This window comes from Deinococcus pimensis DSM 21231 (assembly GCF_000519345.1).
GTDB lineage: Bacteria > Deinococcota > Deinococci > Deinococcales > Deinococcaceae > Deinococcus_A > Deinococcus_A pimensis.
Window position 1 is genome coordinate 166,681 of the sequence record NZ_KI912617.1, and the last position, 3,455, is coordinate 170,135.

Sequence of the window (3,455 nt, forward strand, 5' to 3'; positions counted from 1 at the left end):
GGCGGGGTGACGGCGGGCGCGGTGGTCGTGACGGGCGCCGTGCTCGTGCCCGCCATGTCCGTCATGCCCGCGTGGTCGTGCCCGGCGGGCGACGTGAGGTCGGGCGTCCCGTCGGCCTTCAGGGCGGGACTGCCCGTCACGAGGAGGTGCATCCCGCCGGGGTAGACGCCGCGGTTGGTGTTCTCGCTGGTGTTGTGGTCGTGGAAGGGGAAGGCGCCGTCGCGGCCCGTGACGAGCAGGTCGTAGCGCTCGCCCGGCAGGATCGGGAGGGTGTCGGCGCGGTACGGCAGGGGCAGGTCGTGGCCGTCCTTGGCGATCACGAGGAAGTCGTTGCCGTGCAGGTGCATGCTGTGCGGCTCCGAGCCGAGGTTGATCAGGCGCAGCAGGTGCGTCTCGCCCTTCGGGACGTTCACGTCGGGAATGAGCGGGAAGGTCCGTCCGTTCACGAGGAAGAGGTCCGGGTGGACGTCGTGCGTCGCGGCGTTCGGGTCCTGCCGGCTGTCCCACTCGTCGAGGATGAGGGTGTGCTCCTTCGTCCAGGGCTCGCGCGTGCCCTCGGGCGGGTCCACGACGAGGGCGCCGTACATGCCCATGTCGAGGTGGACGTTCGTCTGGAAGTGGCAGTGGTAGGCGTGCGTGCCGGGCTCCGTCGCGACGAACTCGTACGTGAAGCTCTGCCCCGGCAGGACCTCGTGGCTGGTGTGGGGCACGCCGTCCATCTCCTGCGCGAGGCTGGTGATGCCGTGCAGGTGAATGGCGTGAGGCTGGGTGTGCGTGTTGCGGAAGGTGATGCGGACGTGCTCGCCGACGCGGACGTGCAGTTCCGGGCCGGGCACGCTGGGCTTCTGTCCGGGCAGCGCGAAGGCCCACTGGGTGACCTTCACGCCGGGCGAGATCTCGGTGGTGATCTCGTGGATCTCCAGGGTGATGTCGTGGACGCCGCGCGTGGCCTGCGAGAGCGGCACGGTGCCGTGGTTGGCGGTGACGTAGTCGCGGATGAGGGCGTCGCGGGCGGAGAGGGACCCGTCGGCATGCGCGGCGCCGAGGGAGAGCAGGGCTCCGAGGGTGAACGTCAGGGCCCGGCGCGTCAGGCGGGCGGCTCTTTGGTCGGCGTGGTCGGTCATGCTGAAGCTCCCGTGGGCGGCGGTGTGATGCGGGCCACCCTGATGAGGTCAGCGTAGGAAAGCAGGCGTGATCCGGGGATGACGCGCGGGGAACGGCACAGGCCCCGCTCCCGGTGGAGCGGGGCCTGTGCCCTCAGGCCGGGTTCAGAAACGCTCGGCGACCGTCTTGAGCTGGAGGAAATACTCCAGGTAGTTCGGGCCGCCCGCCTTGCTGTCGGTGCCGCTCATGTTGAAGCCGCCGAAGGGCTGGACGCCCACGAGCGCGCCGGTGATCTTGCGGTTCACGTAGAGGTTGCCGACCTGGAAGTCGCGGCGGGCGCGTTCGATGCGTTCGCGCTTCTTCGTGAACACGCCGCCCGTGAGGCCGTACTCGGTGTTGTTCGCGATGCGCAGCGCGTCGTCGAAGTCCTGCGCGCGGATGACCGCCACGACGGGCCCGAAGATCTCGTCCTGCGCGACGCGCGCGCCGGGCTGCACGTCGTCGAAGATGGTGGGCTGCGCGAAGTGCCCGACCGAGCCGTCCGTGCTGCCGCCCGTGAGGAGCTTGCCCTCCTGCCTGCCGTACTCCATGTAGCGCGTGACCTTCTCGAAGCTCTCGTCGTTCACGAGGGGCGTGACGTTGCAGTCCTGCTCGCCGGAGCCGACGGTGAGCTTCTCGGTCTTCTCCACGACGAGCCGCACGAGTTCGTCGTGGACGCTGTCGACGACGATGAGGCGGCTCATGGCGGAGCACTTCTGCCCGGCGAAGCCGAAGGCGCTCGCGACGGCGGCCGCGGCGGCCTCGTCGAGGTCGGCGGTCTCGTCGACGATGAGGGCGTCCTTGCCGCCCATCTCCAGCACGACGCGCTTGATCCAGCGCTGGCCGGGCTGGACCTTCGCGGCGTTCTCGTTGATCATCAGGCCGACCTGACGGGAGCCCGTGAAGGTCACGAAGCGGGTGCGGGCGTGCTTCACGAGGTAGTCGCCGACCTCCTCGCCGAGGCCAGGCAGGTACGTCAGGACGCCCTCGGGGAGGCCCGCCTCGTGCATGAGGTCCACGACCATCGCGGCGATGATGCCGGTGTCCTCGGCGGGTTTGGCGATGACGCAGTTGCCGACCACGATGGGCGCGGCGAGCATGCCCGTGAAGATCGCGAGGGGGAAGTTCCAGGGGCTGATGGAGACGCCCACCCCGAGCGGGATGTGGTGCAGGCGGTTCTCCTCGCCGGGGAAGTCGTACGTCTCGCCCGCCCCGGCGTACTTGAGGCTCTGGCGGGCGTAGTACTCCAGGAAGTCGATGGCCTCGGCGGTGTCGGCGTCGGCCTCGGCGAAGTTCTTCCCGGCCTCCAGGGTCATCATGGCGCTGAACTCGTGCTTGCGGCGGCGCATGAGGGCGGCGGCCTTCACGAGGATGCGGGCGCGGGCGTCCATGTCCCAGGTGCGCCAGTCCTCCCAGGCCTTCCAGCCGACCTCCAGCGCGAGCTCGGCGTGCTCGCGGTTGGCCTTCGCGGTGTACCCGATGACCTCGTCCTTGCGGGCGGGGTTGACGCTCGCGATGGTGTCGTCCGTCTCGATGCGGCGCCCGCCGATCACGAGGGGGTAGGTGCGGCCGACCGTGGCGCGCATCTTCTGGAGGGCGTCCTGGTAGGCCTGGCGGTTCGCGGGGACGCTGAAGTCGGTGAGGGGTTCGTTGCGGTAGGGGCTGAGCTTGAGGGTCATGGTGTGCTCCTTCTTGGAATCAGGGTCGGAATTCTCGGAGGTGGACGACGCGGCCCTCGCGCCTCGCGCGTTCGGCGGCGAAGGCGAGGACGTGGCTCTCGACCTCCTCGTGCAGGGGCAGCGGGAGGCCGGCACGGACCGCGTCCACGAAGGCGAGGGTGAGGCCGTCGTCGCCGCCGCCGTGGCCGCGTCCGGCCATGCCGGGCACCTCGCGCAGCGACACGCGTTCCTCGTAGCCGCCGTGGCGGAAGCCGGACACGTCGTGGTCCTCGACGGTGATCTCCTGCCGTTCGGCGGTGAAGGTGGCGCGCAGCGTGGCACGCGTCCCGTCGACGCGCACGGTGCGGCCCTCGCGGGCGGAGTGGCCGTGCACGGTGAGGGTGCCGCCCGCGCCGCCCTCGAAGTCGAGCGCGAGCACCTGATGGTCGACGACGTCGTTCCCGGCGTGGTAGACGCAGCGCCCGTAGGGACCTTCCCGCAGGGCCTCCTCGCGTGCCTCCAGCGAGCGGTCGGCGGAGATGACGCTCGCGGGCCACGTGGCCTCCGTGGTGAGGTAGACGCGCGGCGCGTAGTACTCGCAGGCGTCCGCGACCCCGCACCCGTCGAGGCAGCGGCGCGCCGCGCCGCGCGGGG

Annotated in this window: 2 protein-coding genes and 1 pseudogene; all 3 read right to left on the reverse strand. The window is 70.6% G+C overall.

Annotated features, from left to right (window positions below):
- On the reverse strand, positions 1-1,124 hold a 1,124-nt coding region (locus DEIPI_RS27565), incomplete at its 3' end, for a multicopper oxidase family protein (protein WP_052351563.1).
- Positions 1,125-1,268: 144 nt separating this feature from the next.
- On the reverse strand, positions 1,269-2,822 hold the full coding sequence (gene pruA / locus DEIPI_RS0101410; RefSeq protein WP_027480615.1) for an L-glutamate gamma-semialdehyde dehydrogenase: 1,554 nt from the start codon (positions 2,820-2,822) through the stop codon (positions 1,269-1,271).
- A gap of 19 nt (positions 2,823-2,841) precedes the next feature.
- Positions 2,842-3,455 (reverse strand): annotated as a pseudogene (locus DEIPI_RS38655) (hypothetical protein); the annotation flags it as partial.